Raw genomic sequence first — 25,084 nt, 5'->3', positions numbered from 1 at the left:
ATGTCCGCCGTACGTCACAGACTTCCCAGTACCGTGAAGGCGCCCCACAGCCCCGGATGCGCGAACCGCGGGTCTGCCATCACCGCGAGCTGGGCGCGTCGCGTCGCCTGGGCCAATCCGACGCCAGGGGCGGCGAGTTGACCGTACAGGGCTTCGTTGAAGGCGAGTGCCGCGTCATCGCGCACGGGCCACAGCGGGGCCACGACGGTCTCCGTGCCGGCCGCCAGGAACGCCGCGGCGAGACCTTCTCCCTCGCCGCCGAGAGTGCGCCGCTCGGCGCCCGTACGGCAGCCGCTGAGGTTGACCAGGCGCGGGGCCCGGGGTGCGCAGGCGATCTCGAAGGCGAACAGGGGCCGGTCGGCGAGCAGGATGCGGGCCATGTTCGGCTGCGCGGGTTCGAAGGACGCGTGGCCCGCGATGTGCAGGACGTCCGCCGTGCCGAGCGCGTCGAGCGTCGCGCCCGCGGTGGCCTGGTCGTCGTACAGCCCGGTCGTGTGGGGGAACGCCGCACGGACGGCCGCGGCCTCCGCGCGCAGCGCCGGGAGTTCGGGCAGCAGCTCGTAGCGGGGCTGACGGACCGCGGCGACGACGGCCTTCGGGGAGCCGCCGGCGAGCGGCCCGCGCCGTCCGCCGTTCGAGCCGAGCGGTGCGAGGGAGGGCAGGGCGCGGACTTCGGCGCTCACGACCAGGGGCCGGCCCCGGAAGGGAGCGGCGTGGAACGGGAAGTCCTCCAGGACTCCGTGGGCGGTGACATACACGCGGGACGCCGTCTCCAGCAGGTCGGCCACCGGCTCCAGGACGGCTTCGCCGAGCCGGTGCACGCTGTCCGTTCCGGTCCGCCGTACGCATTCGTCGTGCGCGAGAGCGGTCAGTTCCGCCACCTCGTCGGCGGACAGGTCCAGCGGCAGGTGGCGCACCGTGCCGTCGTGGACGGCGAAGACGATGACCCTGCCGAGGTCGTCCCGGCCGTAGGCCAGGGCGAGTTCGCCGGGTCCCACGGCTCGGGGGATGGTGAAGGCCAGTTCCTCGACGGTGGTGCGGCCTGGGCTCTCGTTCCGTCCCGTCTCGTGGAGAAGGGTGTCCCGGGTCTCCAGCAGGGCGCGTGCCCGGTCGTTGTGGTCGAACAGCGTGGCGTGGTCCCTGGCCACCGCGGCGCCGGTGGCCCTGCGCGCCAGCTCCGACACCTGGGCGTCGATGTTGCGCAGCGCGTCGGCTGCGACGGGTGGGGGCGCGTCGTCCGGGCGTACGGGCCGGCGGGTGGCCATCGCGGCGAGGACGCCGACGGCCAGATCGGGACGGCCGATGTGCAGGGCCGAGCCGACGGCCCTGCCGAAGAGCGTGACGCTGTTCTCCAGGTAGTGGGTACGGCCGGGCAGCGTGACGGTGTCGAGGTGGGCGAACCTGGCGTCGATCGCCCGCATGTAGGCGTCGAGCCCTTCCGTGATCCTTTCTTGACGGACCCTCAACTCCGCGGTGGCCGCGAGCAGGTCGAAGGAATTCCCCAGGTGGCCGCCTTCCCGACGCCAGGCGCCCAGCGCGGCTTCCGCCTCGTCGACGAATCCGATGCGGGTGAGGGCACGGACGCGCTGGTCGTGCAGGAACTCGGTGAAGTGGACGTGGCCCACGGGCAGTTGGCCGCCGGGCTCGCCGGTGAGGCGCTCGCCCACCCGCTGTCCGGCCTCGGCGTGCAGCAACGCCTGCTCGTACAGCCCGAGGCGGCTCATGAGCGCGGCGAGTCGCGCGTGGGCGGCGCGCAGTCCGTGGTCGTCGCCCACGCTCTCGAGGAGCGCGCGGCCGCGTTGGTACGCGGTCATGGCGTCCGGGATCCTGCGGAACCCCACCAGGGCGCGGCCCAGCTCCACATAGGCCCGGCCCTCGTGACGCGGCAGGTTCCTGCCACGGAATCCGTCGAGTGCCGTCAGGATCAGGCGCACATGGCGCCGGGGACTGGCCGCCGCGCGCTGCGGATTTCCGCCCAGCGCGGCGAGGGTCTGTGCCCCGAGCGCCGGCCCGACGCCGTGCCGGGCCATGGGAGTCAGTGCCTCCCAGGCCGCGGCCATCATCATCTCCCAGGTAATGGTCGAATCGGTCCCCAGCCGGCGGATGTAGTCGGTGGGGACCAGGAAGACCTGTTCGACGAGATGGGCGTACGTCAGCGCGCCGGGTCCCAGGTCGATCACCGAGAACTCGTCGTCGCGTTGGGCGTCGAAGTACTCGTCATAGACGGAGTGCCGCTTCGGCGTGGCGTTCACCAGCCGTCCCCCGGCAGGTCGACGAGTTGGGCGACTTCGCCGGCGAGGTCGGCCTGTTCGCCGGCGCCGTACATCCTCAGGATGGCCGCCAGGGCCCGCCACAGGTTCACGTCCTCCTCCAGCCACATCACATCGGACAGGGCAAGCTCACGCAGCCCGGCCCAGTCACCGGCCGCGAAGGCCCGGCCGCGAGCGTCGACCCGTGCCGCCAACTCGGCCTCGGTGGGCTCCTGTTCGTCGACAAGCCGACGCAACAGCTCGCGCTCCAGGCCTGTGGGGTCGGTCCGCCAGTCCGTCAGGTCCAGCAGTTCGGCCACGCGCCGGACGTGGCCGAGCGCGTACGCCCTGCGGGCCGTGTCGAGAACGGACCGCAGATGGAGGGCCGCCGAGTCGCCCATGGGCGAGCGGACGAGAACGGACAGCGCGAGATCGGGACGCTGCTGCAAGTCGTAGCAGCGGGCGAGGAGTTGTCCGGTGGCGACCTGTCCCGCCTCGCCGAGTTCGAGGGCCCCGGCGGCGACGACCTCGTTGATGAGATGCTCGGGCGGCATCCCCGCCCGCAGTCCGTACAGCGCGGCCGACAGCGCGACCTGGGCCAGATTGCCGCGCATGCCCTCCGCGAACGTGGCGTCGTCCGTGTCGTCGTTCCCCGCGAGACCGAGGTCCACCGCGCGCAGCCAGCGGGTGTACCGCCGCACCTCATGGAGCATCAACTGCCGTGCGGCTTCCGGCCCTTCGCGCAGGCTCTCCCGCTCGGCCCTCTGGTGCACCGATTCCGCGTCGGCGTACAGGGTCTCCTCGAAGGGCTCCTCGGGCCCGTCGTCGAGCGCCCTCGCCAGACCCGCCTCAATGGCCAGCGACTCGCGTATGTAGCTTTCGTCGCCGCGTATCGTGAACCCGCCCCGCCCCGACTGCATACCAGCAGGGTATCCCCGTCGATCACGCGGCCGGCTCGGAATCCCCGTTGATCGGGCAGCTTCGTCGACGTGCGTCGACGGGCCCGGCGGCCCCTGGACCGGAATCAAACGCCAGAAGCCGGCGTGGCCCGCCGTGCAGGGTGCGGCTCAGTGGTCGTCGCGGATGGTGGTCGCCATGCCGTTGCTGATCTCGACCTCGGCGGTGAACCCCTTCTTGGCGGCGCTCTCCAGTTCGGCTTCGGTGCACTCGATGCCGCCCTGCTGCCCTTCTCCCGTCCCCTCTTCTCCGCAGATGTCGCCGTAGCCCCAGATGGCGGTGTCCTCGGCGACGAAGAACTGCTGCTCGACGCCCTTCATGTCGGAGACCGCGTACTTGCCCGGCGCGAGGTAGGTGACGTTGCCGAACCACGTCCCGTTCACGCCCTTGCCCTTGTTGATGCCTTCGACGGCCGTGTCGCGGGAGCCGGTACCGTTCTCGGCCCGGGCGGCACGCCGCTCGGAGACCAGCGTGGCGACTCCGCCCTTCATCTCCACGTCCGCGGGGACGGCGCCCTTCTTGGTGGCCGCCTCCAACTCGTCCAGCGTGCACGGCGCGTCCACCTTGGACTGCGCGTCCCCGCACAGAATGCCCACGCCGTAGACCTCGGTGTCGTCGGCGACCCAGAACTGCTGGTCGCTCCTGCCCGGGACGGACACGATGTACTTGCCCGGCGCGAGGTAGGTGACCGTGCCGTTGCTGAACGTCCCACTGACCCCCTTGGGCGCGGCGCCGTTCGCGCTCGTGGAGCCCTTCGAGCCGCTGGAGCCGCTGGAGTCCGACACCTTGTCCGCGACCGTGGTCGAGTCCTTGGTGCCCTTGCCGGAGGACGAGCTGCCGCGGGTCGCGGAGTCGTTCTGGCAGGCGGTCATCAATAACCCGGCGGTGATCGCGGCGGTGACGACGGCGGCCTTACGCAGGTGGCGGTTCATGACGGGAGGTCCTTTTCGATGAGAGGAGTAGCGGGGCCGACGGCACTTGTGCCGTTCTCCCGCTGCGTGACCCGTATGAGGACCCGTCAGCCCCTCAGGTCACGCCCGTCATCGCACCAGGACACCGCTGTCGCACCGCCGTGACACAGCAACACATCGGCTGGGAGACGACGCCCTGAGCCAGGCGCGGTCGACGCGACGGTGTCTCAGCCTTCCGCGAGAGGCACCCATGCCGTTGTGCCGAGGATGTTCTCCGGGCCGATGTCGAGGTAGTCGTCGGCGCGTACGGTCGCGAAGTCACGCCCCTTCTGAGGCGCGACGCGCAGATAGATGCCCTTCTCCACGTGCGTCCGCCAGTACAGGCCGGCGTGCGCGGTCTCGCCCGGAGCGAGGGTCAGCGCCTTGGGCTCGGGGGCGTCCGGCGCCATGGGCACCTCGTCCGTGCCCTCGACGGTCCGTACTCCGGTGAGGGGGGCGCCCGTCTTGTCGAGCACCTGGACGGAGGGATAGCCGTTCACCTTGTAGGGCCGGTCACCGCAGTTGGTCATGGTGAGGCTCATGGCTCGCAGCCCCATGGCGGCATCGACCAGGCCGGTGCCGAAGCGCACACCGGACGGCGGGCACTCGCCCCCCTGCTGGACCGGCACGGTCGGCGAGGCCTTGGGGGTCGCGGTCGCGGGGTGCGGCGTGGTTTGTATCGGCGACGGTGGGGGCTTGGGGGCGGGGTCGCGCTCGCGCTCCAGCTCGGCGGAGAGTCCGCATCCGCTCACGCCGAGCGCCAGCACGCAGGCGAGAGCGGCGTACCGGGATGCCCTCTGGGCCGGTCTCTGGGCCGGTCTCTGGGCCGACCTGCGGCGTATCGCGATCACCCGCCGATCATCGCACGCAGCTCCGGCGGAAGGGTTCACTCCGCGTGACCGCGTGCCTGGTCACGCGCCGCCACCAGACCCGACTCGTACGCGAAGACGACCAGTTGGGCCCGGTCGCGGGCACCGAGCTTCGTCATGGCGCGACTGATGTGGGTCTTGGCCGTGAACGGGCTGATGACCATGTGGGCGGCGATCTCCTCGTTGGTGAGGCCGCGGGCGGCCAGCGCGGTGACCTCTCGCTCCCGCCGGGTCAGACACTCCAGGCCGGGGGGCGTCGCCCGGTCCGGTGGCCGGGCCACGAACTCGCCGATCAGTGTGCGGGTGACGGACGGGGACAGCAGCGCCTCGCCACCGGCCACGACGTGGATGGCCTGGAGCAGATCGGCGGGCTCGGTGTCCTTGAGCAGGAACCCGCTGGCACCGGCGCGCAGCGCTTCGAAGACGTACTCGTCCAGGCCGTAGTTGGTGAGGATGACGACGCGTACGCCGGACAGGGCGGGGTCGGCGGCGATGCGGCGGGTGGTCTCGATGCCCGTCATCACCGGCATCTGGACGTCGACGAGGGCGATGTCCGGAACCCGCGCGCGCACCAGTTCGAGGCCCTGCCGGCCGTCCGCGGCCTCCCCCACGACCTCTATGCCGTCCTCGGCGTCCAGGAGGGCGCGGAACCCGGCGCGCATCAGCGCCTGGTCGTCGACCAGGGCCACGGTGACGGGACCGCCCGGACCACCCGGAGCGCTCAGACCGCCCGGACCGTTCATGCCGCCTCCAGCGGCAGTCGGGCCCGCACCGAGAAACCGCCCTCGGCGCGCGGGGCGGCGTGCAGCGTGCCGCCGAGCGCTGTGACGCGCTCCCGCATGCCGGTGAGCCCGATGCCCTCGGCGGGCGGGCGCGAGGGGTCGGCGGTTCCGTCGTCTTCGACCCGTATCGTCAAGTCGCCCTCTCCGTAGTCCAGTTGCACCGTGACCTTGGCGGGCCCCGCGTGCCGGGCGGCGTTCGTGAGGGCCTCCTGGACGATGCGGTACGCGGCGCGGTCCACGGTCGCCGCCAGGGGGCGCTCATGGCCGGCCACGGTCAGGGCGACGGCGAGGCCCGCCGCGCGGGCGCGCTCCACGAGCACGGCCGGGGTGCCGGTGGGCTCGTCCGTGCGCAGCACGTCGAGCGTGGCGCGCAGTTCACGCATCGCCTCACCGCCGGCCTCCTGGATGGCGAGCAGCGCGGGCGGCACCTCCTCGCCCCGCTTGCGGGCGAGGTGGACGGCAACGCCCGCCTGGAGCTTGACGATCGAGATGCTGTGCGTGAGCGAGTCGTGCAACTCGCGGGCGATACGCAGACGTTCCTCGCCCGCTCGGCGCAGCGCCGCCTCCTCACGGGTGCGCTCCGCCTCCAGTGCGCGCTGCTCGGTCTGGCGCAGGTACGCCTGCCAGTTCTTGTCGGCCACACCCGTGACCACGGCGCACAGGAACCAGCCGGCGAGCAGCGCGGTATCCCGGGCCGCGTCCCCGGACGCCCCTCCCGCCGCCAGGTATCCGCCGAGGAAGACCGCTCCCGCTGCCGCCGCCACTGCCCGGTGACCGGTCCGCGCCGAGGTGTGGACCGCGGCGACCACGGGCAGGGCGGCGGTGGCGGCGGGACCGGCGTGCCACACGTACGCGAGCAGGCAGACCGTGGTGACCGCGAGGACGCCGCGCGGCGCCGAGCGGTGGGCGGCGAGCGCCAGCGAACCGACCGCGATCAGCGCGTGGTCGAGCGGACTCGCGCCCTCGCCGAACGCCGCCGCGAGCATGACGACGGCGCCGACCACAGCGGCAAGTGCCGCGTCGGCCAGCCGGATTCGCCACCCGTGATCCCCGCTCATGTCCGCACCTTAGACCGCGGCACCGACCGTGACGTCCCTCGTGCGGACGGCTATGCCGCTACTCCCGTCGTAGTAGTCCGCGTCCCGGCCGGACCAGTCGTCGTAGCGGCGATTGCCTTCGGGTGTACGACGCTCGCGGGCACCTCCCGGCGCCAAGGTTGCCGACAACACGAACCATCCGTCCGGCACTCGGAGGCCGCCATGCCCAACCCCTTCATGCCCACCCCCTTCCGTCACACGACCCCACCCGCGCCCCAGTCCGCGACGGGCCGCACCGCCGAGGTCTACGCCCAACTCGCCGAAGACTTCGGCATCGAGCGGGCGGCCACCTTCGTGGTGCTGTCCTCCGCACCCGAACTCCTCGCCCCCACCTGGGCGTTGATGCGCGAGTCGCTGATCGCGGGCGACGGCAGCCGGACCGGCAAGGAACTGGCGGCCCTCGGGGTATCGGCGGCCAACCGCTGCCCCTTCTGCGTGGACGCGCACACCATGCTGCTCCACGCCACCGGGGACCACGCCCTCGCGGAGACCGTCGCGCGCGGCGGGACCCCCGCCGACGAGGGGCACGCGCGCGTGCTGGCGTGGGGCAAGGCGACGCGCGCCCCCGGCGCTCCGGAGCTGACGCCCCTCCCCTTCCCGCGCGAGCACGCCCCCGCGTACATCGGCACCGCCCTGTCCTTCCACTTCATCAACCGCATCGTGTCGGCGCTCCTCACCGAGAACCTGCTCCCCGGCAACATCCAGCGATTCCGCGCGGTCCGGAGCCTGGGGGGCCGTTCGCTGTCGCGGACCGTGCGCCGCCGCGCCGTCCCCGGGGCGAGCCTGGCCCTCCTCGACGACCCGGGCACCGGCCCCGGCCCGCAGTGGGCGACCGGCACGCCAGTGGGCCCGGCCTACGCGGCGCTGCGGGCCGCCGCCACCGCGGGCGCCGGCCTGCTCGACGAGGACGACCAAGCCCTCGTGCGGGAGACGCTCCGGGCATGGGACGGCTCGCACCCGTCCCTCGCGTGGCTCGCCCTCCCCGACCGCGAGCGGCGGCCCGGCGCACGGCTGGCGCTGCTGGCCGCGCTCGCCCCGTACCGCATCACGGACGAGGACGTCGCCGCCTGGCGCACACCCGCGCACACCGACCACTGCCTGGTGCATCTCGTCGCGTACGGCGCCTTCGCCGCCGTCGACCGCATCGAGTCCGCGCTTCCCCTCCTTCACCACGCCGACAACCACGCCCACTCCCCCGCCCGCACCGCCGAGGAGACCTCGTGACCACGACCGCCAACTACCTGCCAGGCACAGGTCTGGAACGCCCCGGTCGGTAGCCATTCGGCCACGCACCAGCGGCGCTGCGATGGCGTCTTTGTCCGAACCCGCCCGCATTCGCGAGGTCCTCCAGGACTACGCCGACGTCGAGGTGACCCCGGTGAGCGTCTAGACCCCCTGGAGTCGGGACGCCGCCGACGCCGTCGGCTTCCCCCACTCCCTCCCGCACCCCCGGGCGGACGGTCTCCGCCGAGGTGCGCCTCACCCTGGAGGACTCCCTGCGCCCGTACGAGACCGGCAACGGCGTATGTCCGCCTGCCGGCGTGTGGCTCGTGACAGCGGCCCGGCCGCTCTGAATCCCGGCCGTCCGTCCCGGCTTGAACAGCGTCACCACGCGGCCACGGAGCGAGTTCGCACTACCGCCCCACAAGTCACTCATGTGACACTGGCGTCCCGTCCGCGGTGCGGACCCCTCCGCACCATCCCCCACGAAATGTGCGCTGTGCGTTCTCTTCCTCTGCCGCTCGCTCTCACCGCCCGTCTGCTGCCGGTCGCCGTGCTCGCCTCGGCGGGCTGGGCGCTGGCGGCCGGGCCGTTCGCCGCGACTCCGGCGGCGGAGCACAAATCGGCCCCCTCCGAGTCCCCGTCCGCACCGTCGACGGCGGCGGCGAGCAAGACGTACCGCAGTTCTCCGGCGCCCTGCTCGGCCCTCGCGAAGAAGACGGTGTCTTCCCTGGTGCCGGGCGCCAAGACGGCCGGCAAGGAGATTCCGTCGTCCGACGAGTCCGTGCGCCGCACCTGCTCCTGGAACGCGCTCAAGGGATACGACTACCGCTGGCTCGACATCTCGTACGAGATCAAGAAATCCGACCAGGATGCCGAGACCGCCTACAAGACGCGCACCACCAAGGCGAGCGGCGGCGGGGTGGTCCCCGACCTCGGCGACGCGGCCTACTCCGTCGTGAACCTCACCACCGAGGACAAGCAGCAGGCACGCGAAGGCATGGTGATCATCCGCGCGTCCAACGCGCTGGTGGTCGTCACGTACAACGGCAGCGACTTCGAGACAAAGAAGGCGCCCAGCACGGACGAGATCAACAAGGGCGCCATCAAGGCCGCCCGCGAGGGGTTGGCCACGCTGGAGGACGCCCAGTGAGTCCGGGAGACTGAAACGTCTCTCCAGCGCGGCCCGCGTGGCCCGCGTGGCTCGCGTGGCCCGAGCCACCGTCAGACGCGCTGGGGCTCGCGCTCCCTTCCGCCCATCAGCACCACGTACAGCAGCAGCGACGTGCCCACGCCCACCGCCCAGCCGTAGTCGGCGAGCGGCTTCAGGAACGGGATCAGCCCGTCGACCGGGAACGGCCCCTGCTTGGCGCCCTGGTCGTTCACCGTCGAGTACGAGCCGCCGACGGCGAGCACGCCGCCGACGACGAAGGCCGCCACCGCACGCCAGTTCCAGCCGCCCGAGTACCAGTAGCGCCCTCCGGGCGTGTACAGGTCGGCCAGGTGGAGGACGGTGCGCCGCACGATCCAGTAGTCGGCGATCAGGATGCCCGCGACCGTGCCCAGCAGGCCGCCGACCACACCGAGCCACGTGAAGATGTAGAACTCGGGCGTGGAGATCAGCTTCCACGGGAAGATCAGGATGCCGATGACACCCGTGATCAGCGCGCCCGTACGGAAGTTGATGAGTTTCGGAGCGAGGTTGGCCAGGTCGTACGCCGGGGAGACCACGTTCGCCGCGATGTTCACGGAGATCGTAGCAACCAGCACGGTGATGAGCGCGAAGAGCAGCCCGAAGGTGCTGTCCGCCTTGGCCGCCAGCGTGACCGGGTCCCAGATCGCCTCGCCGTAGACCACCTCGGAGCCGGAGGTGACCATCACCGCGAGGACCGCGAAGAGGGTCATCGTGGTGGGCAGCCCCAGGGACTGGCCCCAGGTCTGAGCCCTCTGGCTGGCGCCGAAACGGGTGAAGTCGGGGATGTTGAGCGACAGGGTGGCCCAGAAGCCGATCATGCCCATCAGGGAGGGGAAGAAGACCGGCCAGAAGTCGGGGCCCCAGCCGAGCTTCGAGGGCTGCGACAGCAGGTGCCCGAAGCCGTCAGCCTTGACGGCGATCCAGATCAGCAGCACGAAGGCACCGACGATCACGAAGGGCGCGGCCCAGTTCTCGAAGTGCCGCAGGAAGTCCATGCCGCGGTAGATGATGGCGATCTGTACCGCCCAGAAGAGGACGAAGCAGAGCCACAGCGGCCACGGGTTGCCCGCGATCTTCCCCGCGTTCTCCCACTCACCGCCGGTGAGCTTGGAACCCAGGGCGAAGATGCCGCTGCCGCCGATCCAGGTCTGGATGCCGAACCAGCCGCAGGCCACGGCGGCGCGGATCAGCGCCGGGATGTTGGCGCCGCGCAGACCGAACGAGGCACGGGCGAGCACCGGGAACGGGATGCCGTACTTGGGTCCGGCGTGCCCGGTGGCCAGCATCGGCAGCAGCACGATGACGTTGGCCAGGGCGATCGTGAAGACGGCCTGCTTCCAGTCCATGCCGAGGGCGACCAGGCCGGAGGCCAGGGTCCAGCTGGGGATGCAGTGGGCCATGGAGATCCACAGGGCCGCGAAGTTGTACGTCGTCCACTTGCGCTCGGAGGCCGGAACGGGACGCAGATCCTCGTTGGCGAAGGGGCTGTCGGCGGGAAAGGCGTCAGGGGCGAGTTCGATCCGGCCGGCGGCGTCGGCGGTCTGGGTTATCGGCGGCCCCGTGGGGACGGTTTCGGTCATGGCAGGCCAATCGATCAGGCGGGNCCAATCGATCAGGCGGGATGGGAGGCCGTGCGGGCGTGGCCCTCCCCGGAATGGCGGGGAGGGGTGACCAAGGGGCGGGGGGTTCGGGAGAGGGTTTGGGCGGGGGTCGGGGCGGGAGTTTGGGGAGGAGCGGCAGTGCGGGTCAGGAGTTGACCGCGGGGATGACCTGCTGACCGTACGCGTCGATCACGGTCTCCTGCGCGTCGTGCATGTCGTACACGGCGAACTGGTCGACGCCCAGCTCACGCAGGGCGTTCAGCTTCTCGATGTGCTTCTCCGCCGGGCCGATCAGGCAGAACCGGTCGACGATCTCGTCGGGCACGAACGCGGTGTCGGGGTTGCCGCTGCGCCCGTGGTGCGCGTAGTCGTAGCCTTCCCGTGCCTTGATGTAGTCGGTGAGTTCGTCGGGAACGGCGGCGGAGTGTTCGCCGTACTTGGAGACGAGATCGGCGACATGGTTGCCGACCATCCCGCCGAACCAGCGGCACTGATCGCGCGCGTGGGCGAGCGCCTCGGGCGAGTCGTCCTCGGTGACGTACGCGGGCGCGGCCACACAGACCTTGACGTCGGACGGGTCACGCCCGGCCGCCACCGCCGCGTCGCGCACCGCCTTGACCATGTACTCGGTCAGATACAGATCGGCGAGCTGGAGGATGAAGCCGTCGGCCTCCTCCCCGGTCATCTTCAGAGCCTTGGGGCCGTACGCGGCCATCCAGACGGGGAGCTGCGCACCCGGCTTCACCCAGGGGATCCTGATGACGGCGCCGCCGAGGTCGGCCTCGTCGCCCCGGGCGAGGGCGCGGATGACCTTCATGGCCTCGCTGATGCGGGCGAGCGTGTTGGGCTTGCGGCCGGCCACCCGCATCGCGGAGTCGCCGCGGCCGATACCGCAGATCGTGCGGTTGCCGAACATGTCGTTGAGCGTGGCGAACGTGGAGGCGGTGACCTCCCAGGTGCGGGTGCCCGGGTTGGTGACCATCGGGCCGACGGTCAGCTTCTGCGTGTTGGCCAGGATCTGGCTGTAGATGACGAAGGGTTCCTGCCACAGCACCGCGGAGTCGAAGGTCCAGCCGTAGCGGAAGCCGTTGCGCTCGGCCCGCTTCATCAGGCTGACGACGCGCGAGGCAGGCGGGTCGGTCTGCAGGACGAGTCCGAAGTCCATGTGCGCCACTCCTAGTTCAGGTACTGACAGGTGGAGCGGGGGGTGTAGACGCCGTGCCCGGCGCGTCCTGTGAACTCCCGCTCGGTGATGACGAACTCGCCCCGCGACAGGACCGTCTCGACGCGACCGGTGACGCTCTTGCCCTCGTACGCCGAGTAGTCGACGTTCATGTGGTGTGTCTCGGCGGACATGACCTGCTGGGCGCGCGGGTCGTAGATGACGACGTCGGCGTCGGCGCCCGGCGCGATCGTCCCCTTCTTCGGGTACAGGCCGAACATCCGGGCCGGAGTGGCACAGGCGATCTCGATCCAGCGGCGCCGTGAGATGTGCCCGTCGACGACGGCCTGGTGGAGCAGGTCCATACGGTTCTCGACGCCCGGCAGACCGTTGGGAATCTTGGAGAAGTCGCCCCGGCCGAGCTCCTTCTGGCCGACGAAGCAGAACGGGCAGTGGTCGGTGGACACGACCTGGAGGTCGTTGGTGCGCAGGCCCCTCCACAGCGCGGCCTGGTGCTCCTTGGGCCGCAGCGGCGTGGAGCACACGTACTTGGCGCCCTCGAAGTCCGGCTCGGCGAGGTTGTCCGTGGACAGGAACAGATACTGCGGGCACGTCTCGCCGAACACGTTCAGGCCCTCGTCACGCGCCCGTGCCAGCTCGGCGACGGCCTCCTGCGCCGAGACGTGCACGACATACAGCGGGGCGCCCGCGACCTGCGCGAGCTTGATGGCACGGTGGGTCGCCTCCGCTTCGAGGAGCGCCTTGCGCACCTCGCCGTGGTACCGCGGATCCGTCTCCCCGCGAGCCAGCGCCTGCTCGACGAGCACGTCGATCGCGATGCCGTTCTCGGCGTGCATCATGATCAGTCCGCCGTTCTCGGCGGAGCGCTGCATGGCGCGCAGGATCTGGCCGTCGTCGCTGTAGAAGACGCCCGGGTAGGCCATGAACTGCTTGAAGGAGGTCACGCCCTCCTCGACCAGCAGGTCCATCTCCTTGAGCGTCTCCTCGTTCACATCGGAGACGATCATGTGGAAGCCGTAGTCGATGGCGCAGTTGCCGTCGGCCTTGGCGTTCCAGGCGTCGAGGCCCTCGCGCAGCGTGTGGCCCACGCTCTGCACCGCGAAGTCGACGATCGTCGTGGTGCCGCCCCAGGCTGCGGCCCGGGTGCCCGTCTCGAAGGAGTCGGAGGCGAAGGTGCCGCCGAACGGCAGCTCCATGTGCGTATGGGCGTCGACTCCGCCCGGAATCACGTACTTTCCGGTGGCGTCGATGCTTCGCTCGGCCGTCCAGGCCTCGGCGGCGGCGGTGCCGCTCGCGGCGAGGGCGGCGATACGGCCGTCCTCTATCAGGACGTCGGCGTGGATCTCGTCGGAAGCGGTGATGACGAGACCACCACGGATGACGGTACGGCTGCTCATGCTCCCACTCCTACCGGGGTCGGCACTGGTGTCTTGCAGGTCAGTCGGTGCCGCCGGTCCGCCCCCCGCGAGCCGGACCGGCGGACGTCCGGCCGACTACGGAGCGGTCAGCGGCTCGTACGCGCCCGGCGCACGGTCGCGGTAGAACTGCCAGCGGTCGCGGACCTCGCGCAGCTTGGCCAGGTCGAGGTCGCGGACGACGAGTTCGGTTTCCTTGTCGCTCGCCACCTCCCCGACGAACTGAGCCTCGGGGTCCACGAAGTACGAGGTCCCGTAGAAGTCGTTGGAACCCAGTTCCTCCACGCCCACGCGATTGATGGCGCCCACGAAGTACTCGTTGGCGACGGCCGCCGCCGGCTGCTCCAGCTGCCACAGATAGCCGGACAGACCGCGCGAGGTCGCCGACGGATTGAACACGATCTCGGCCCCGGCGAGGCCGAGCGCACGCCAGCCCTCCGGGAAGTGCCGGTCGTAGCAGATGTAGACGCCGATCCTGCCGACGGCGGTGTCGAAGACAGGCCAGCCGGAGTTGCCCGGGCGGAAGTAGAACTTCTCCCAGAACCCCTCGACCTGCGGAATGTGCGTCTTGCGGTACTTGCCGAGATACGAGCCGTCGGCGTCGATCACCGCCGCCGTGTTGTAGAGGACGCCGGGCTGCTCCTCCTCGTACATCGGCAGGACGAGGACGATGCCCAGCTCCTTGGCGAGCGCCTGGAAGCGGCGCACGATCGGCCCCTCGGGGATCTGCTCGGCGTACTCGTAGAACGCCTTGTCCTGGACCTGGCAGAAGTACGGCCCGTAGAACAGCTCCTGGAAACACAGGACCTGGGCGCCCTGCGCGGCGGCGTCGCGGGCCGCCTGCTCGTGGACCTGGATCATCGACTCCTTGTCGCCCGTCCAGGCGGTCTGAAAGACGGCGGCACGGACCACTTTGCTCATCGGGACCTCCGGTCACTCGGTGTGCGGCGAGCTTAGGAAGTCCGAAAGTGGTCTTTGAGGTGCACGGTGTCACGTCTGACGGCACGTGGCGTGCCACGGTGTCACCCTGGCTCCGACCCATGTTTCACCACCGTTTTCGCACGTCGTCCCATGTTTCAACCCTGTTGCGCGTCGTGCGCGAGGAGCGCGATGTGCACGGACGCGGCCTGCTCGAAGTCGTCGAGATCGACCCCGAGCCGCGCCTCTATCGCCTCCAGCCGGCGGTACAACGCGGGCCGGGAGACGTGATGGAGCTGGGCGGTACGCGACTTGTTGCGACCGGTCGCGAGATAGGTCCGCAACACCGGCAGCAGATCCTGGTCGGCCGCCCCGCCACCGCACAGCAACCCGTCCAGCTCCCGCTCCGCGAACGACTGGACGTGCGGATCGTCCCGCAGCAGCCGGATCAGCCCCCGCAGATGAACGTCACGCAGACGCACCACCACCGGAACGTCCAGACCGGCGGGCGTCTCGGCGACGGCGTCGGCCACATGCTGGGCCTCGCGCAGCCCGGCGGGCACGTCGTCCCACAGGATGCGCGGATCCGCCGCGGCGACGACCCCTTTGCCGCCGCCCCCGGATTCCGTACGCAGCCGGGTGGCGAAGTGCGTCGTGAGCGCCTCCGCGTCCTGGTCCCGGGCCAGGCTCAGCAGCACTGCGGTGGCCCCGTCGGCCAGCTCGGCGACGAGTCCCGGCAACCCCAGCATCCGCAGCACACGGTCGAGATGCGCCGGGTCGCCGTCGCGCACCGCCAGCGGTACGAACGTCCGACGGTTGACGGGGAGGCCGGCCGCCCGCGCCCGTGGCAGCAGTTGCCGGGCCGGTACGACACCGGAGACGAGGTCGGTCAGCAGACTCTGCGCGGACTGTTCCTCCCAGGAGTGCGCGGAGCCGCCGAGCATGCGATGCAGCACCAGAGCCTCGGCGGCCCGGTCGGCGAGCAGCCGCCCGGTGGCGGCGTCGCCCCGGTAGCCGCACAGCACGATGCGGCCCCAGCGCTCCCCGCGCCCGCCCAGCTCGGCGCGGACCCAGCCGTCGCCCTCGCTGCCGCCCGCCTGCCGCGCGATGCGCTCCCAGTCGCGCAGCACGTCGTCCACGGCGGACCGTTCCCCGGCCGTGGCGAGGACACGGTGCGCGAGGTTGGTGACCACGACCGGACAGGCACTGTGCGAGGCGACTTCGTCGAGCAGGCGCTGCAGCGGAGCGCCCGCGGTGATGAGCCCGGTCAGCGCGGTCCGCACGGCCTCCGACAGACTGACGGCGGCGAACTTCCGCCGTACGAGCCGGGACTGGACCTCTTCGGTCAGTTCGGCGAAGGGGAAGGGGCGATGGAGCACCACCATGGGAAGCCCACACCGCTCGGCGGCCCGGCGCATCACATCGGGCGGGGCGGGAAAGGCACGCCCGAGCCCCAGCACGACAGCCGCGGCCTCGGCGCGATGCAGCGAGCGAATGTACTCGGCCTGCGCCTCCACGTCGCCCGCGAGCAGCACCCCGGTGGTGAGGACCATCTCGCCGCCGCTGAGCATCACGCCCACATCGGGCGCCTCGGCGACGTGCACCCAGCGCACGGGCCGGTCGAGATGGCTCGCGCCGGCCACCACCTCGGGCTCCCCGGCGAGCACCCGCTCCAGGCCGAGGACCTGGCGGACCGACAGGGCGGGTTCCGGGGCGGTGGGCATTGCACCTCTTTTCTCTTGAAGGCTCGGTTCGCCTCCGGGGCGCCAAAGCCTGTGTCGAGACGGCGGTCGTGCTCGGCCCTCCTTCGTCGGGCCTCCGCGCTCCCCCAAGCTCTCGGCTTCGCTCGAGCAGGGGGACCCCCATGCCGTCTCGACACAGGCGCGCTCCTTCCGCTCACTCGCCCTTGCTCTGCTGCTGCTACGGGATGAGCCTCAGCGCGCGTTCGAGGATCGCGGCGCCCTCTTCGGCCTCCGCGACGGTGAGCGACAGCGGCGGGGCGATGCGCAGCACGCTGGTGTTGTGACCGCCGCCCTTGCCGATCAGCAGGCCTTCCTCACGGGCCGCTTCGAGCACGGCGGCGGCCGCGTCCGGGTCTGCCTCGTCGGTGCCCGGCTTCACCAGCTCGATGCCGATCATGAGCCCCCGGCCACGGACCTCTCGTACGCCCGGAAGCTGCGCGGCGATCGCCCGCAGCCGCTCGATGAGCAGTCCGCCGACGCGGCGGGCGTTGCCCTGGAGGTCGTGTTCGAGGAGGTAGGTGAGGTTGGCGTTGCCGGCCGCCATCGTGACCGGTGAGCCGCCGAAGGTCGAAATGGAGTTGGCGTCAAGGCAGTTCATGATCTCGGCGCGGGCGACGACACCACCGATCGACATGCCGTTGCCGATGCCCTTGGCGAAGGTCAGCATGTCGGGCGGACCGTTCTGGCCGTGTGCCTGCCAGCCCCAGAAGTGGTCGCCGGTCCTGCCCCAGCCGGTCTGCACCTCGTCGGCGATCCACAGGATGCCGCGCGGTCGCAGTACGTCGCGGAAGGCCGCGTACAGGCCGTCCGGCGGTGCGGTGAAGCCGCCGACTCCCTGGATGGGTTCGGCGATCAGGGCCGCCGGCACCCGGACATGGCCAAGCAGGTCCTCCAGATCGGCGACACAGGCCGCGATGAACTCGTCGTCGCTCAGCTGCGCGTACGGGCCGCGGGTGCGGACGCCGCCGTGGACGTACACGGTCTGGAGTGGCGAGAGACTGGTCGGCGACCAGCCCTTGTTGCCGGTGATGCCGACCGCGCTGAACGAGCGTCCGTGGTAGCTGTTGCGCATCGCCAGGATCTGATTGCTCCGCCGGTACGCCGTCGCCAGCAGGAGGGCGGTGTCATTGGCCTCGGTTCCGGAGGTCGTGAAGAACACGCGGGCGTCCGGGATGCCGGACAGCTGGGCGATCCGCTCGGCGAGCTCGACCATCGGCCGGTTGAGGTAGAGCGTGGACGAGTGGATGATCCGCCCGGCTTGCTCGCTGACGGCCTTCGTCACCTCGGGCAGGGCGTGCGCGGTCATGGTGGTCAGGATCCCGCCGAAGAAGTCGAGGTACTTCTTCCCCGCGGCATCCCAGACATGGCGGCCCTCGCCGTGGGTGATCTCGAGAGGGTCGGCGTAGTAGAGGGCGAGCCAGTCGGGCAGGACGGCCCTGTGGCGTCCGTACAGGTCACTCACGGCTGCACCAGCCCTTCGTACGCGTCGGGCCTACGATCCCGGTAGAAGGCCCACTGCTGTCGCACCTCTTCGATGAGGTCGAAGTCGAGGTCGCGGACGATGAGCTCCTCGGTCTTGTCGCTCGCGGTCTCGCCGACGAACTGCCCGCGGGGATCGACGAAGTAACTCGTCCCGTAGAAGTCGTTGTCGCCGTACTCTTCCTGGCCGACGCGGTTGATCGCGGCGATGAAGTACTCGTTGGCGACGGCCGCGGCGGGCTGTTCCAGCTGCCAGAGGTAGGCGGACAGGCCGCGCGAGGTGGCGGACGGATTGTAGACGAGCTGAGCGCCGTTGAGCCCCAACTGCCGCCAGCCCTCCGGGAAGTGCCGGTCGTAACAGATATAGACGCCGACCTTGCCCACGGCCGTGTCGAAGACGGGCCAGCCCAGGTTTCCCGGTTTGAAGTAGTACTTCTCCCAGAAGCCCTTGACCTGGGGGATGTGGTGCTTGCGGTACTTGCCCAGGTACGTGCCGTCGGCGTCGATCACCGCGGCGGTGTTGAAGTAGAAGCCGGACTGCTCGACCTCGAAGACCGGGACGACGATGACCATGCCGGTCTCGCGCGCGAGCTCTCGCATACGAGTGACGGTCGGGCCGTCGGGCACGGGCTCGGCCCAGCCGTAGTGCTCCGGTTCCTGGACCTGGCAGAAGTAGGGGGCGTTGAAGACTTCCTGAAAACCGATGACCTTCGCGCCCTGGCGGGCCGCCTCGCGGGCGTGCTCCTCATGCTTGGCGACCATGGATGCGGTGTCGCCGGTCCAGGTGGCCTGGACCAGGGCGGCACGTACGACGTTGGCCATGAGCTGCTCCTTCGACGGGCGTCAGAGAGCCTCTACGCCCGTAGACACAGGACGTAGAGCCCCGAAAGTAAGCCTCCCCGCCGACCTGGGCAAGACCATCGCCGTCAACGAGCGGAGTCGATCATGTTTCGCACTCCTGTGGGCTATGGGTGTGGGGTCACCCGGTGCGGGTGCGTGGGGGCGAGTTTTCTTTCCCCAACCACACCCCTTCCCGAAACAGGGGCTCCGCCCCCAGACCCCCGACACCGGTCGTGTCTCGGGTGCGGCCCGGTTGTGGCTGATCGCGCAGTTCCCCGCGCCCCTGAAGGGGCGCGTCCCGGCCGCCCACGCGCGAGAGGAAGGCCCACCGGCCTCAGGCGAGACCCCGTCAAGTCGTGTAGCCCGCGACGCGGAAGGCGTGCACAAGGTTTCGGTGGCAGTCGTCCGAGATGCCGCGGGCCGCCTCCAGGAGGAGCGGAGTGAGGCGCTGCGGGGCGGCGTCCGCGCTGCGGGCGGCCTCCTCCGGCGTACGGACACGTACGTACGCGTCGAGCAGGGCACGGACCTCCCGGCCGCGCCCTTCCTCGACCAGCTCCAGCAGGGCCTCACCGATCTCCGAGGCGGGGCGTACGACGCCCTGCCTCAGCATCTGCTGCCCATCCGCCGTACGCCCCGCCGCAATCAGCGCATCGGCGGCCGCGGCCAACCGGCCCACCGGCAGCGAAAGGGCCTCCCACAGGAGGGTGGCCCAGTCGGCACCGAGTCCCGCGCGCTGCAGCTCGGAGGCGAGGAGCGGAAAGCGGGCGGCGGGCCAGTACGCGGCCTCGGCCAGGATGGCGTGCGCCTCCCCGCTGCGCCCCTCCTGACGCAGGTGAACCAGTCTCTCGACCGTCTCGACGGTGGCTCGCCGCGCCTCGTCGACCGACGGCTCCGGTACCGTCGGCCGCTGCCGCACCTCCTCCTCGACGGACCCGGCGAAACGGGCACCTCGCGGGCCCGCGTCCGTGACCGGGGGCTCGGGCATGGCCGGCACGGCGTCGAGGTCGACATCCTCCTCCACGATCCCGGCGAAGCGCGCGCCCCCTCGGGGGCGGCGCTTGGAACGCTGCTTGCCGGCCTTGGCCTCTTTGGCGGCTTTAGCAGCTTTCGGGGCTTTGGCTGCCTCGGGGGCGGGGTCGGGGACCGGCGGGGCAGGAGAGGCGGGGTGCGCCTCGGATCGAGCGCCTGCGGCAGGGGCCATGCCATCCGGGGCGGTTCGCTCGGGAAAGTCCGGAGCGGTCTGCGTCCACCCGTACTCACTCGCCGCCCGCCGGTCCACCTGAGCCATCCGGGCACGGAGTTCGGCACAGCGGGCGGTGGCGCGCTCATGGTCGTCGCGGGCCCAGGCCAGGTCGAGGCGCAGCGATTCGGCCTCCTCCCCCGAGGCGGCGTCACGGAGCAGCCGGCCCAGTTCCTCCAGCCGTTCGGCCGCGTACCGCTGCTCGCGGAGCATGACGTCGAGGCGGCCATCGAGGGCGTCCCGGCCGCCGGGCCGGGCATCGTACGCGGCGAGCGAGGCAGCGTGCAGCGCCCGTGCCCGCTCGGTCTCCTGCGCGGCGGCCCTGTCGCCGTACTGGGCGGCGACGTCCTGAAGGAGCGCCTCCACGACGTCCCAGGGCGGTATCTCCATCCCGTCCAGACAGGCCCGCATCCCGTCGGGATCGCGCTGCCAGAACACCCCGCACCACCCGCCGCGCTGATCGAGCCGCGTCAGCAGGCCGTTGAGATACTGAGCGAACTCCCTCACCTGGCCCGGGAGTTGTTCCACCGCCATTACGTTCACCCCACGCCGGACCGGAGCACTCCGTTCGGGGTAGAAAACACCATTCGTGTTACAGAAGCGCTACGGCAAGTTTTCGGACCGGCCGCAGAGCGCTCCACTCTCGCCGGAACGGGAAGTGCGCGACCCAAGCCGCACCCGAGCCGCAACCGGGCCCCGCCCAGGTCACCGGTCGCGGCTACACCGCGACCAGAGCGCACCGCCCGGCGATCTCGTCCATCGAGAGCCCGAGCACGCGCGCCAGCGCCGCCACGGTGAAGAAGGCGGGGGTGGGAGCGCGCCCGGTCTCGATCTTGCGGAGGGTCTCGGCGGAGATGCCGGCGCTCGCGGCGATCTCCGCCATGCTGCGGCGGCCGCGCGCCTCGCGCAGCAACCGTCCGAGCCGCTCGCCGCGTTCACGCTCTTCGGGGGTCAGGGGGGTGCGCACCATGGCCCCTACTCTAATACCGGCAAGCGTTATATTAATAGGCATCGACCGGTATAGTAATTGGCATGGTGGAACTGAAGACGGACACGTCTATCGACGCGATGTACGAAGCGGGCCAGATCGTGGGCCGCGCCCTCACCGCGGTACGGGAGGCCGCGGACGTCGGTGTCTCGCTCCTGGAGCTGGACGAGATCGCCCATGACGTTCTGCGGCGCGCGGGAGCCGGCTCCCCGTTCCTCGGCTACCGTCCCTCCTTCGCCCCCACCCCGTTCCCCGCGGTCATCTGTGCCTCCGTGAACGACGCGATCGTGCACGGCATCCCGACCGGATACCGCCTGCGCGACGGAGACCTCGTCTCCATGGACTTCGGCGCCGAGCTGGGCGGCTGGGTCGGCGACTCGGCGATCAGCTTCATCGTGGGCAAGCCGCGCGCCGCCGACGTACGCCTCGTGGAGACCGCCGAGCGCGCGCTGGCGGCGGGCATCGAGGCGGCCGTCGTCGGCAACCGCATCGGAGACATCGCGCACGCGATCGGCTCGGTGTGCCGCGCGGAGGGCTACGGCATCCCGGACGGCTTCGGCGGCCACGGCGTGGGACGCCGTATGCACGAGGACCCGCCCGTACCGAACGAGGGCCGCCCCGGCCGCGGGCTGCCGCTGCGCCACGGCATGGTCCTGGCCATCGAGCCGATGCTCATCGGCGGCGGCACCGACGGCTACCACGCCGCCCCCGACGGATGGACCCTCCGTACGGACGACGGCAGCCGCGCCGCCCACGCGGAACACACGGTGGCGATCACGGACGCGGGGCCGCGCATCCTGACGGCACGCTGAGACCGAGCGAGGGAGAGCCTGCGGCATGCTCATCAGGAACGGCGCGCCCGCCGACGCGGAGAGGATCGCGGCCCTGCACACGGCCAGCTGGCGCAGCGCCTACGCCGCGCTGATGCCCGCCGACTATCTGCAGGGGCCACTGGCGGAAGAGCACAGGGCCAAGTGGAGGGCCCGTACGGCCGCGCTGTCCACCGACGGCTGCCTGCTCCTCGCCGAGGAGGGCGGCGAACTGCGCGGGTTCATCCACCTCGACATCGCGGGGGACGGGCGCGTGCACGTGGACAATCTGCACGCCCGTCCGGACCACGTCGGCACCGGCGTCGGCCACCGCCTGCTGTGCCGTGGCTTCGCCTGGGCGGCGGCCGAGTACCCGGGCCGGGACGTCTCCTTGGAGGTGCTGCGCGGCAACGACCGCGCGATCGCCTTCTACGAACGTCAGGGCGGCCTGCGCACCGATGAGCGGCCGCTGCGGCTGGCGGCGGGCTTCACACTCGACGAGATCGAGTACACCTGGCCCGCGGCGTCGGTCCGCCGTCTGGCGGCAGACTGACGCCACCTCGCTCCCAGCTCCCCGGAGGGGCTGGCCCGGGGCGACCTCCTGCGCCCATGTGACCACGGGCCGCAGGTGTAACCGGGCCCTCTTCGGGCACTCGCGTGCGGACCGGCACGTCGATGAGTGAGCGCGTCCCGGACGGGGCTGGGCCGACCGACCCGATCGGCCCGCTCGGCCCGGTCCCGGGACGCCGGAACGGATGGCCATGACCAGCGGGTTCACGGGTCCGCAGGGCTACGGCTCGGACCCCTACGAAGAGTTCTTCGCACGCTTCTTCGGGGGCGGGCCACGACCCGGGCCCCGGCACATCGACATCGGGCGGCTGATGAGCCAGCCCGCCCGTCAGCTGGTCGCCACCGCCGCCTCGTACGCCACCGAGCACGGCAGCAGCGACCTCGACACCCAGCACCTGCTGCGCGCCGCGCTCGCCGTCGAACCCACCAGGAGCCTGCTGGCCCGCGCCGGCGCGGATCCCGACGCGCTGGCCACCGAGATCGACGAGCGAGTGGGCCCCGCCGGCAAAAGGCCCGACACAAGGGCCGACGACACATCCGGCGGCAAGTCCGCCGAGAGGTCAGACGAACGGCCGCCCACGCCTCTCGCCGTGACCCCCGCCGTCAAGCGCGCCCTGCTGGACGCCCACTCCCTGGCCCGAGCCGAAGGGCTCGGCTACATCGGCCCCGAGCACGTCCTCAGCGCCCTCGTCGCGAACCCCGACTCCGCCGCCGGGCACATCCTCAACGCCGCCCGGTTCACCCCTTCCTCCCTCCCGCCCGAGGCCCCGGACCCGTCGGCCACGGCCGCCCCGGCGCGCCCCGAGCGGTCCCACGGCACGGCCACCCCGACCCTGGACAAGTACGGCCGGGATCTGACCGATCTCGCCCGCCAGGACCGCATCGACCCGGTCATCGGCCGGGACGAGGAGATCGAGCAGACCGTCGAGGTGCTGTCCCGGCGCGGCAAGAACAACCCGGTCCTGATCGGCGACGCGGGGGTGGGCAAGACCGCCATCGTCGAGGGCCTCGCCCAGCGCATCGCCGACGGCGACGTGCCCGATGTCCTCGCCCGTCGCCGAGTCGTCGCGCTGGACCTGTCCGGCGTGGTCGCCGGGACCCGCTACCGCGGTGACTTCGAGGAACGGCTGACCAACATCGTCGACGAGATCCGCACCAACTCGGACGAGTTGATCATCTTCATCGACGAGCTGCACACCGTCGTCGGCGCCGGAGGCGGCGGCGAAGGCGGGTCCATGGACGCGGGCAACATCCTCAAACCGGCCCTGGCCCGCGGTGAGCTGCACGTCGTGGGCGCCACGACGCTGGAGGAGTTCCGCCGCATCGAGAAGGACGCGGCGCTGGCACGCCGCTTCCAGCCGATCCTGGTCCCGGAACCCTCCACCTCGGACGCGCTGGAGATCCTGCGCGGTCTGCGCGACCGCTACGAGGCCCACCACCAGGTCCGCTACACCGACGAGGCGCTCCTGGCCGCCGTGGAACTGTCCGACCGCTATCTCACGGACCGTCATCTGCCGGACAAGGCCATCGACCTGATGGACCAGGCCGGTGCCCGCGTGCGGCTGCGCGCGGGCACGAAGGGCACCGACGTACGAGCCCTGGAACGCGAGGTCGAGCAACTCACGCGGGACAAGGACCAGGCGGTGGCGAGCGAACAGTACGAGCAGGCCACACAGTTGCGCGACCGTATCAGCGAACTCAAGACGAAGATCGGAGCGGGCAGCGAGGAGGAGGCCGACGAGGGACAGCACCTGGAGGTCACCGCCGAGGCCATCGCCGAAGTGGTCTCCCGGCAGACCGGCATCCCGGTCAGCAGCCTCACCGAGGAGGAGAAGGACCGCCTGCTCGGCCTCGAGGAGCATCTGCACCAGCGCGTGGTCGGGCAGGACGAGGCGGTCGGCGTGGTCGCCGACGCGGTGCTGCGCTCCCGCGCCGGGCTCGCCAGCCCCGACCGGCCCATCGGCAGCTTCCTCTTCCTGGGCCCGACGGGCGTCGGCAAGACGGAGCTGGCCCGCACGCTCGCGGAGGCGCTGTTCGGCACCGAGGAGCGGATGGTGCGTCTGGACATGAGCGAGTACCAGGAACGTCACACCGTGAGCCGGCTCGTCGGTGCCCCGCCCGGCTACGTCGGCCACGAGGAGGCCGGTCAGCTGACCGAGACCGTGCGCCGCCACCCGTACTCGCTGCTCCTGCTGGACGAGGTCGAGAAGGCCCACCCCGACGTCTTCAACATCCTGCTGCAGGTCCTCGACGACGGCCGGCTCACCGATTCGCAAGGGCGCACCGTGGACTTCACCAACACCGTGATCGTGATGACCAGCAATCTCGGCTCCGAGGCGATCAGCCGGGGCGGCGCCGGACTGGGTTTCGCCGCGGGCGGCGCCGAGGCCGACGAGCAGGCCCGCCGCGAACGGGTCCTGCGACCGCTGCGCCAGCACTTCCGGCCGGAGTTCCTCAACCGCATCGAGGAGATCGTCGTCTTCCGGCAGCTCACCTCCGAGCAACTGCGTCGCATCACCGACATGCTGCTGGAGAAGACGCGACATCGTCTGCACGCCCAGGGCATCACGGTCACGTTCACCGATCGGACCGTGGACTGGCTCGCCCGGCGCGGCCACGAGCCCGAGTACGGTGCCCGGCCGCTGCGCCGCACCATTCAGCGGGAGATCGACAACCGGCTCTCCCGCCTGCTCCTCGACGGCCGCCTCAGGGCGGGCAGCCAGGTGGTGGTGGACATCGAGGACGGACAGCCGGCCTTCCGGACCGACTCGACGCCCGACACACCCGACACACCGCCCGGCGGCACAGCACCCGACTCGACGGAGGCCGGCTGAGCCTGCCGCGTCGTAGGACGCATCCTGTGCGTGGCCCGATCCCGGGAGGCCCCCGCGGCCGGAGGTCGCTGATGGGCACTGCCCTGTGGTCGAGTCATAGCGGCCTTGTGCGGACTCCTCGGCGCACAGTTGCCGGCCGCTACGA

21 protein-coding genes are annotated in these 25,084 nt (G+C 71.1%); 5 read left to right on the top strand and 16 right to left on the bottom strand.

Features of this window, described 5'->3' with window-relative positions; translation table 11 throughout:
* Window positions 1-14: 14 nt before the first annotated feature.
* From FGD71_RS33610 to FGD71_RS47635, 7 genes are all read right to left on the bottom strand, one after another.
* Window positions 15-2,252: a CHAT domain-containing protein gene (locus FGD71_RS33610; RefSeq protein WP_119104356.1), complete on the bottom strand. Its 2,238-nt coding sequence runs from the start codon at window positions 2,250-2,252 to the stop codon at window positions 15-17.
* Entirely contained in the window at window positions 2,249-3,169 is a 921-nt protein-coding gene (locus FGD71_RS33605; RefSeq protein WP_119104355.1) for a hypothetical protein, read from the bottom strand. The genes FGD71_RS33610 and FGD71_RS33605 overlap by 4 nt, the downstream gene beginning before the upstream one ends.
* Window positions 3,170-3,316: 147 nt before the next feature.
* Window positions 3,317-4,138, bottom strand: a complete 822-nt coding sequence (locus tag FGD71_RS33600; RefSeq protein WP_119104354.1) for a hypothetical protein — start codon at window positions 4,136-4,138, stop codon at window positions 3,317-3,319.
* Between the two features lie 206 nt (window positions 4,139-4,344).
* Window positions 4,345-5,007 (bottom strand): DUF4232 domain-containing protein, encoded by a 663-nt coding sequence (locus FGD71_RS33595; protein ID WP_162931299.1) that lies wholly within the window; start codon window positions 5,005-5,007, stop codon window positions 4,345-4,347.
* A 35-nt stretch (window positions 5,008-5,042) separates the two neighbouring features.
* Window positions 5,043-5,768, bottom strand: coding sequence for a response regulator (locus tag FGD71_RS33590; RefSeq protein WP_119104352.1), 726 nt, complete (start codon window positions 5,766-5,768; stop codon window positions 5,043-5,045).
* Window positions 5,765-6,865: a sensor histidine kinase gene (locus tag FGD71_RS33585; RefSeq protein WP_119104351.1), complete on the bottom strand. Its 1,101-nt coding sequence runs from the start codon at window positions 6,863-6,865 to the stop codon at window positions 5,765-5,767. Before FGD71_RS33585 ends, FGD71_RS33590 begins: the two co-directional genes overlap by 4 nt.
* Window positions 6,866-6,874: 9 nt before the next feature.
* Complete coding sequence (locus FGD71_RS47635) at window positions 6,875-7,036, bottom strand: hypothetical protein (protein ID WP_162931298.1); 162 nt, start codon at window positions 7,034-7,036, stop codon at window positions 6,875-6,877.
* Window positions 7,037-7,081: 45 nt separating this feature from the next.
* Here FGD71_RS47635 and FGD71_RS33580 point away from each other — a divergent pair, with 45 nt between their 5' ends.
* Both FGD71_RS33580 and FGD71_RS33575 read left to right on the top strand, forming a co-directional pair.
* On the top strand, window positions 7,082-8,128 hold the full coding sequence (locus tag FGD71_RS33580) for a carboxymuconolactone decarboxylase family protein (protein WP_119104396.1): 1,047 nt from the start codon (window positions 7,082-7,084) through the stop codon (window positions 8,126-8,128).
* A gap of 496 nt (window positions 8,129-8,624) precedes the next feature.
* Window positions 8,625-9,278 carry a hypothetical protein gene (locus FGD71_RS33575; RefSeq protein WP_119104350.1) on the top strand — a complete coding sequence of 218 codons (654 nt, stop codon included), beginning with the start codon at window positions 8,625-8,627 and terminating at the stop codon, window positions 9,276-9,278.
* A gap of 71 nt (window positions 9,279-9,349) precedes the next feature.
* Here the strand turns inward: FGD71_RS33575 and FGD71_RS33570 are convergent, their stop codons facing one another.
* The 9 genes from FGD71_RS33570 to FGD71_RS33530 all read right to left on the bottom strand — a co-directional run bounded on the left by FGD71_RS33570 (window position 9,350) and on the right by FGD71_RS33530 (window position 20,708).
* Window positions 9,350-10,900: an NCS1 family nucleobase:cation symporter-1 gene (locus tag FGD71_RS33570; protein ID WP_119104349.1), complete on the bottom strand. Its 1,551-nt coding sequence runs from the start codon at window positions 10,898-10,900 to the stop codon at window positions 9,350-9,352.
* 166 nt (window positions 10,901-11,066) lie between these two features.
* Complete coding sequence (locus FGD71_RS33565) at window positions 11,067-12,086, bottom strand: TIGR03842 family LLM class F420-dependent oxidoreductase (protein WP_119104348.1); 1,020 nt, start codon at window positions 12,084-12,086, stop codon at window positions 11,067-11,069.
* A gap of 11 nt (window positions 12,087-12,097) precedes the next feature.
* Window positions 12,098-13,501 (bottom strand): dihydropyrimidinase, encoded by a 1,404-nt coding sequence (gene hydA, locus FGD71_RS33560; RefSeq protein ID WP_119104347.1) that lies wholly within the window; start codon window positions 13,499-13,501, stop codon window positions 12,098-12,100.
* Window positions 13,502-13,597: 96 nt separating this feature from the next.
* Entirely contained in the window at window positions 13,598-14,440 is an 843-nt protein-coding gene (locus FGD71_RS33555; RefSeq protein ID WP_119104346.1) for a nitrilase-related carbon-nitrogen hydrolase, read from the bottom strand.
* 155 nt (window positions 14,441-14,595) lie between these two features.
* Complete coding sequence (locus FGD71_RS33550) at window positions 14,596-16,161, bottom strand: PucR family transcriptional regulator (protein ID WP_119104345.1); 1,566 nt, start codon at window positions 16,159-16,161, stop codon at window positions 14,596-14,598.
* A 196-nt stretch (window positions 16,162-16,357) separates the two neighbouring features.
* Entirely contained in the window at window positions 16,358-17,641 is a 1,284-nt protein-coding gene (locus FGD71_RS33545; RefSeq protein WP_119104344.1) for an aspartate aminotransferase family protein, read from the bottom strand.
* Window positions 17,638-18,480 (bottom strand): nitrilase-related carbon-nitrogen hydrolase, encoded by an 843-nt coding sequence (locus FGD71_RS33540; protein ID WP_119104343.1) that lies wholly within the window; start codon window positions 18,478-18,480, stop codon window positions 17,638-17,640. The genes FGD71_RS33545 and FGD71_RS33540 overlap by 4 nt, the downstream gene beginning before the upstream one ends.
* 367 nt (window positions 18,481-18,847) lie before the next feature.
* Complete coding sequence (locus FGD71_RS33535) at window positions 18,848-20,272, bottom strand: hypothetical protein (RefSeq protein ID WP_181359322.1); 1,425 nt, start codon at window positions 20,270-20,272, stop codon at window positions 18,848-18,850.
* A 184-nt stretch (window positions 20,273-20,456) separates the two neighbouring features.
* Window positions 20,457-20,708, bottom strand: a complete 252-nt coding sequence (locus FGD71_RS33530) for a helix-turn-helix domain-containing protein (protein ID WP_119104342.1) — start codon at window positions 20,706-20,708, stop codon at window positions 20,457-20,459.
* Window positions 20,709-20,770: 62 nt separating this feature from the next.
* On the opposite strand from FGD71_RS33530, the gene map reads away from it, so the two are divergent.
* The 3 genes from map to FGD71_RS33515 all read left to right on the top strand — a co-directional run bounded on the left by map (window position 20,771) and on the right by FGD71_RS33515 (window position 24,939).
* Entirely contained in the window at window positions 20,771-21,538 is a 768-nt protein-coding gene (map, locus tag FGD71_RS33525; RefSeq protein WP_119104341.1) for a type I methionyl aminopeptidase, read from the top strand.
* A 25-nt stretch (window positions 21,539-21,563) separates the two neighbouring features.
* Window positions 21,564-22,088: a GNAT family N-acetyltransferase gene (locus FGD71_RS33520; RefSeq protein WP_119104340.1), complete on the top strand. Its 525-nt coding sequence runs from the start codon at window positions 21,564-21,566 to the stop codon at window positions 22,086-22,088.
* 208 nt (window positions 22,089-22,296) lie between these two features.
* A complete protein-coding gene (locus FGD71_RS33515; protein ID WP_119104394.1) occupies window positions 22,297-24,939 on the top strand; it encodes an ATP-dependent Clp protease ATP-binding subunit in 2,643 nt (880 codons plus the stop codon).
* Window positions 24,940-25,084 lie beyond the last annotated feature (145 nt).

This window comes from Streptomyces sporangiiformans (assembly GCF_005768555.2).
In the GTDB taxonomy this organism is placed as follows: domain Bacteria; phylum Actinomycetota; class Actinomycetes; order Streptomycetales; family Streptomycetaceae; genus Streptomyces; species Streptomyces sporangiiformans.
The sequence above is the reverse complement of the archived record's forward strand: the minus strand, read 5'-3'. Positions and strand labels throughout refer to the sequence as shown.

Coding starts and splice junctions, on each gene's coding strand:
- FGD71_RS33605 (WP_119104355.1), bottom strand. CDS start 3,169: ATGCAGTCGGGGCGGGGCGGGTTCACGATACGCGGCGACGAAAGCTAC.
- FGD71_RS33600 (WP_119104354.1), bottom strand. CDS start 4,138: ATGAACCGCCACCTGCGTAAGGCCGCCGTCGTCACCGCCGCGATCACC.
- FGD71_RS33590 (WP_119104352.1), bottom strand. CDS start 5,768: ATGAACGGTCCGGGCGGTCTGAGCGCTCCGGGTGGTCCGGGCGGTCCC.
- FGD71_RS33585 (WP_119104351.1), bottom strand. CDS start 6,865: ATGAGCGGGGATCACGGGTGGCGAATCCGGCTGGCCGACGCGGCACTT.
- FGD71_RS33580 (WP_119104396.1), top strand. CDS start 7,082: ATGCCCACCCCCTTCCGTCACACGACCCCACCCGCGCCCCAGTCCGCG.
- FGD71_RS33570 (WP_119104349.1), bottom strand. CDS start 10,900: ATGACCGAAACCGTCCCCACGGGGCCGCCGATAACCCAGACCGCCGAC.
- FGD71_RS33565 (WP_119104348.1), bottom strand. CDS start 12,086: ATGGACTTCGGACTCGTCCTGCAGACCGACCCGCCTGCCTCGCGCGTC.
- hydA (WP_119104347.1), bottom strand. CDS start 13,501: ATGAGCAGCCGTACCGTCATCCGTGGTGGTCTCGTCATCACCGCTTCC.
- FGD71_RS33555 (WP_119104346.1), bottom strand. CDS start 14,440: ATGAGCAAAGTGGTCCGTGCCGCCGTCTTTCAGACCGCCTGGACGGGC.
- FGD71_RS33550 (WP_119104345.1), bottom strand. CDS start 16,161: ATGCCCACCGCCCCGGAACCCGCCCTGTCGGTCCGCCAGGTCCTCGGC.
- FGD71_RS33540 (WP_119104343.1), bottom strand. CDS start 18,480: ATGGCCAACGTCGTACGTGCCGCCCTGGTCCAGGCCACCTGGACCGGC.
- FGD71_RS33535 (WP_181359322.1), bottom strand. CDS start 20,272: ATGGCGGTGGAACAACTCCCGGGCCAGGTGAGGGAGTTCGCTCAGTAT.
- FGD71_RS33530 (WP_119104342.1), bottom strand. CDS start 20,708: ATGGTGCGCACCCCCCTGACCCCCGAAGAGCGTGAACGCGGCGAGCGG.
- map (WP_119104341.1), top strand. CDS start 20,771: ATGGTGGAACTGAAGACGGACACGTCTATCGACGCGATGTACGAAGCG.
- FGD71_RS33520 (WP_119104340.1), top strand. CDS start 21,564: ATGCTCATCAGGAACGGCGCGCCCGCCGACGCGGAGAGGATCGCGGCC.
- FGD71_RS33515 (WP_119104394.1), top strand. CDS start 22,297: ATGACCAGCGGGTTCACGGGTCCGCAGGGCTACGGCTCGGACCCCTAC.